Source organism: Cupriavidus sp. R6-3 (assembly GCF_059772245.1).
In genome coordinates, this window is sequence record NZ_JCBAJO010000375.1 from 1 (window position 1) to 3,007 (window position 3,007).

The 3,007-nt window shown below is 69.0% G+C and carries 3 protein-coding genes; all 3 read right to left on the reverse strand.

The features are described 5' to 3' along the window. On the reverse strand, positions 1-242 hold a 242-nt coding region (locus tag AC6EI8_RS25700; protein WP_498383290.1), incomplete at its 3' end, for an FAD-binding protein. A gap of 137 nt (positions 243-379) precedes the next feature. Beyond that, positions 380-1,345 carry an ion transporter gene (locus tag AC6EI8_RS25705; RefSeq protein WP_223819617.1) on the reverse strand — a complete coding sequence of 322 codons (966 nt, stop codon included), beginning with the start codon at positions 1,343-1,345 and terminating at the stop codon, positions 380-382. Positions 1,346-1,362: 17 nt separating this feature from the next. Further along, positions 1,363-2,886 carry an FAD-linked oxidase C-terminal domain-containing protein gene (locus tag AC6EI8_RS25710; protein WP_149316675.1) on the reverse strand — a complete coding sequence of 508 codons (1,524 nt, stop codon included), beginning with the start codon at positions 2,884-2,886 and terminating at the stop codon, positions 1,363-1,365. Positions 2,887-3,007: the final 121 nt, after the last annotated feature.

The window sequence follows — 3,007 nt, forward strand, 5'->3', positions numbered from 1 at the left end:
ATCTGGCGCCGTTCGGCCAGCGTCGCCTCGATCTCGGCCAGCGGCGTGCCGCAGCGCGCGGTGATCACCAGCTCGGCCGGGTCGTAGTCGACGATGCCGGCATGGCCGCGCGTGTCCAGCAGCTCGCCCTCGGGCGGCTGGCCGTAGAAATCCTTGCTGCCGCCGCCGGTGAAGCGCAGCGGCGTACGGCTGGCGGCGGCGTGCCGGATGGCATCGCGGAAGGCGTCGAGCTTGTCTTGCATGGCGTTGGCAGGGGATGGCTAGGGTTCTGGTTGTCTTCGGTTCAGGCGCTTGGGGGCGGCACATGGCCGCGCCCGGCGGGCGCTTCTGTTCTGTCGTTCTGTTGTCCTGGCGTTCCGTCGTTCGTCGCCGCGGGACGTCAGGTCTGGTCGCCGACCTCGACCTGATAGGGCGGCAGCTTCTTGCCGCAGTGCTTGCAATAGGAGGCGTCGGGGTCGTGCCCCTCGGTCAGGCAATGCACGCAGGTGCGCGTCGTCAGCGGGCGCCGGATGATGCTGGCGGCCAGTTCCGCGCCGACGATGCCGGTCGGGAAGGCGATGATGCCGTAGCCGAGCAGGATGGTCAGCGAGGTGATGAACTGCCCCACGGCGGTCTTCGGCACCATGTCGCCGTAGCCGGTGGTGGTCAGCGTCACGACCGCCCAGTACATGCTGCGCGGGATGCTGACGAAGCCGTTCTCGGGCCCCTCGACCACGTACATCACGGTGCCGAGGATCACGGTGATGATGAACACCGTGCCGAGAAACACGGCGATCTTGCGGCGGCTGTTGGCCAGCGCGCGATACAGGATCTGCGCCTCCTCGAAGTAGACCGTCAGCTTCAGGATCCGGAACACGCGCAGCAGCCGCAGCAGCCGCACGTCGATCAGGAAGGCCAGCTCCGGCATGAAGAAGGCCAGCCAGGTCGGCATGATCGAGACGAAGTCGATGATGCCGAAGAAGCTGAACACATAGCGCAGGCGCCGCCGCACTACCAGGATGCGCATCACGTACTCGGCGGTGAACAGCAGCGTGAACATCCACTCGAGCACCGTGAAGGCTATGCCGAACCGCGCATGGATCGCCGGCACGCTGTCGAGCATCACCACCATCACGCTGGCCACGATCGCCAGCAGCAGCGCGACATCGAACTGCCGGCCCTCGCGGGTATCCGCCTCGAAGATGATCGTGTACCAGCGCTGGCGCCAGCCGGTCTCCGGCTTGCCCAGGTACTGGCGGACGAACGCTTCCTGGCGCCGGCGCGGATCGTCGCGCCGGGGCTGGCCCGGCGCCTGGCGAGTGGCCTGGCGCGGTGCTTGGCGAGGGGCTTGACGGTAGTCGGCCATCGGCGTGCGGGCCTCGCTCAGAAGCGCGGCAGGTCCGGATGCGGCAGCAGGCCGCGGCGCACGTGCATCTTGCCGTACTCGGCGCAGCGCGCCAGCGTCGGAATGGCCTTGTCCGGATTGAGCAGCCGCGCCGGATCGAAGGCCGCCTTCACGCGCAGGAAGGCCTCGCGCTCCTCGGGCGCGAACTGCACGCACATCGAATTGAGCTTCTCGACGCCGACGCCGTGCTCGCCGGTGACGGTGCCGCCGAGCTCGACGCAGGTCTCCAGGATGTCGGCGCCGAACAGCTCGGCGCGCTGCCATTCGTCATGGTCCGCGCCATCGAACAGGATCAGCGGATGCATGTTGCCGTCGCCGGCATGGAAGACGTTGATGCAGCGCAGGCCGTACTTGTGCTCCATCTGCTCGATGCGCTTGAGCAACGTGCCGATGTGCTTGCGCGGGATGGTGCCGTCCATGCAGTAGTAGTCGGGCGAGATCCGGCCCGCGGCGGGGAAGGCGTTCTTGCGGCCGCTCCAGAAGCGCAGCCGCTCGGGCTCGCTTTGCGACACCGCGATGCGGGTCGCGCCGGATGCGCGCAGCACCTCGCTCATGCGCTCGATTTCCTCGGCCACTTCCTCGGGCGTGCCATCGGACTCGCACAGCAGGATCGCGGCGGCATCGAGGTCATAGCCCGCATGGACGAATTCCTCGACCGCGGCGGTGGCCGGCTTGTCCATCATCTCCAGCCCGGCCGGGATGATGCCGGCGGCGATCACGTCGGCGACCGCATTGCCGCCTTTCTCGACGTCGTCGAAGCTGGCCATGATGACCTGCGCCAGCTGGGGCCGCGGCACCAGCTTGACGGTGACCTCGGTGGTGACCGCCAGCATGCCCTCCGAGCCGATCAGCACCGCGAGCAGGTCCAGGCCCGGGGCGTCGGGCGCGGCACTGCCGAACTCGACCACCTCGCCTTCCATCGTGATTGCGCGCACGCGCAGCACGTTGTGGACGGTCAGGCCGTATTTCAGGCAATGCACGCCGCCGGAATTCTCGGCGACGTTGCCGCCGATGGTGCAGGCGATCTGCGAGGACGGATCGGGCGCGTAGTACAGGCCGTACGGTGCGGCGGCTTCGGAGATCGCCAGATTGCGCACGCCGGGCTGGACGATGGCGGTGCGCGACAGCGGATCGATCGACACGATGCGCTTGAACTTGGCGAGCGACAGCACCACGCCGCTGGCGATCGGCATCGCGCCGCCGGACAGGCTGGTGCCCGCGCCGCGCGGCACCACGGGCACCCGCAGCCGGTGGCACAGCCGCAGGATCGCGATCACCTGTTCCTCGGTATCGGGCAGCACCACCGCGAGCGGCACCTGGCGATAGGCCGCCAGGCCGTCGCATTCATAGGGCACGGTGTCTTCGGGGCGCGTCAGCAGCGCGGGCTCGGGGAGGATGCGCGCGAGTTCGCGCAGCAGCTCGGCGGTCTGCTCGGGCGAGAGCGCGGCGGCCAGCGCGGCGGAGGAGGCCGCGGGGATGGCAGCGTCTTGCGGGGCGTTCATGGCGACTCCTGTATGGCCTCGCGGCCCTGGCGGCGCAGGCGAGGCGGGGGACGGCAGACTATAGCGCAGGCGATGGCCGCGCAGCCGCCGCCGCACGTGAATTCGGCGCGCCGCGCCGATC